The sequence below is a fragment of the Cellvibrio chitinivorans genome (assembly GCF_035117775.1).
Taxonomy (GTDB): domain Bacteria; phylum Pseudomonadota; class Gammaproteobacteria; order Pseudomonadales; family Cellvibrionaceae; genus Cellvibrio; species Cellvibrio chitinivorans.
Genome location: NZ_JAYKKN010000022.1, coordinates 1 through 1,995, shown reverse-complemented (window position 1 = coordinate 1,995; position 1,995 = coordinate 1). Strand labels below are relative to the sequence as shown.

The following is a 1,995-nucleotide window of genomic DNA, read 5'->3' as shown; positions in this document are numbered from 1 at the left end:
CGGTAGAGTCGAAGACTGGCGCGCCGAGTTTAGGTAGTGGCTTCCTACTCCTGCTCTTTCGATTAATGCAGGTGACACTCCTTCTACCTTGCTCACGTTTCCAGCCCCCGCTCATCGAACCGGACGTGCAGATTTCCCGCATCCGGCTCTCGGACAAAACATCACGCTTTCACCCACGACTCACCGCGACCCAATTGCGTTAGACGTACGAGCCCAAAATGCCCGTAGAGATGAGACTGGGGAAATGCCCCACCTCGACGTCCTCTAACTTTGTATTTGTGTCGCAGCCACTTACGCAACCGCATAGCGATATAACTATCAATCGCACGATAAGCTTGCAGATGAGTTCCTACTGAAAAGTAATTCGCCCATCCCACCAATGTGCGATTTAATTGCTTTACCATTTCTGTGGTATCCATGCACGAATAAGAGTTTGTCGTCATTCCATGAAGCTTTTGCACCATGTTCTTGATGCTCTTCTTCGACGGTCGCATACCCAATCTGGCTTTGCCCGTTTTCTGTGAGTAAAGCCTGCCAAAGCTGTAACCCAGAAAATCAAAAGACTCTTCTGGTATTCGGCAAATTCGCGTCTTGTCTTCGTTCACTGTCAGCTTGAGTTTCTCCATGATTTTGCGCATCCATGAAGATGCTTCATCAGCTTTTCCACGCCGACATAAAATCACCAGATCATCTGCATAAGTAACAATAAAACTTCCAAGACGTTCATTTAGGCCGAATTGTTTCCATGCCACCACAAACCGGCGCATATATAAATTTGCTAGCAGTGGTGACACTGGCGAACCTTGAGGTATTCCTCGCCGCTGGTCTTTTGCTTCCGTTGTTTTCCTTGTGCGGCCTTTCGAATCTTTCTCTTCGACAGGAGATTCCAGCCATCGCTTTAGTAAACTCAGAACACGTCGATCAACAACACGACGCGCAAGTGACTTCAACATTTCAACGTGGGGAATACTGCCAAAATAATCCGAAAGATCTGCATCGATAACATCGGGTCGCCCTCGATACATTTGTTCTTGCACCTCAACTATCGCCTGTTGCGCATTGCGCCTTGGACGATAGGCATACATCTGCGGTGGAAGATCTGCTTCAAAAATCGGTTCCAGCACCAGCATTGCTGCTGTCATGCAGACGCGATCTCTTAGCGTCGAGATACCCAGCGGTCTGAGTTTGCCATTGGCTTTGGGGATATACACTCGCCTGATTGCATCAGGCCGATAGCTCTCATCTTTTAGTGCTTGCGCAAGTTCCGATAACCATCGCTCAACACCATATGTTTCTATGTCAGAAAAATCTTGTCGGTCTACACCAAGTGCTCCGCGATTTGCGCGGCACTTTGCGTAGGCATGAGCCAAGACATCTTGTCGATACAATTTGTCATAGAGGGCGTAGAAACGGTAGTTATCTTCAGTCTTCGCTTTTACGTGTAATGCTCTCTGTAGTTTCCGAACACTAATTGGAGTTGCTAGGTTGCCCAATCTCCTGATCCTTTCCTACTTTAAACATTGGTTTTGAACTGAGGCCCCTTTCCTCCACCGACATTACTCGGCTTCCGCGGTACTACGAGCCTCTCCGCCACCCCGATGCGCCCAAACGCTCCCTCACGGGTGTTCGGTTGATCTCCCCAGATCACGCAGAGGGGCTTCCCGTGTTGCGCGCGCTTCCCTTGTGTACATGCTGTCGCCACTACCCCGACACAGCAACTGGGATCAACCCTGCTCAAGTCCTCCAGTTGTATCAGCCTTCCCCGAAATGGCGATCGGGTCGGCCTGTGTAACGTCCATTTCGAGGATTGCTCGGCGTTCACTCGCGTTACGGCCTGCACACTCGCGCTGCCACCTTATTTTGTGGCACGCTTCACCGGAGGCTTCAACTATTTCGTTGCCTCTATAATTGCTCCGGTTGCTTTCGGCTGGAGCGATAGCCGAGTGGGATTTTCACCCACGGGGAAAAGCGCCGCCTTATCACGGCGCACGCCAA

At 50.4% G+C, this 1,995-nt stretch carries 1 protein-coding gene; it reads right to left on the bottom strand.

Annotated elements, in window-relative coordinates; all coding sequences use genetic code 11:
* Nucleotides 1-161: 161 nt before the first annotated feature.
* Nucleotides 162-1,493 (bottom strand): group II intron reverse transcriptase/maturase, encoded by a 1,332-nt coding sequence (gene ltrA, locus SPL68_RS18390; RefSeq protein ID WP_323816628.1) that lies wholly within the window; start codon nt 1,491-1,493, stop codon nt 162-164.
* Nucleotides 1,494-1,995 lie beyond the last annotated feature (502 nt).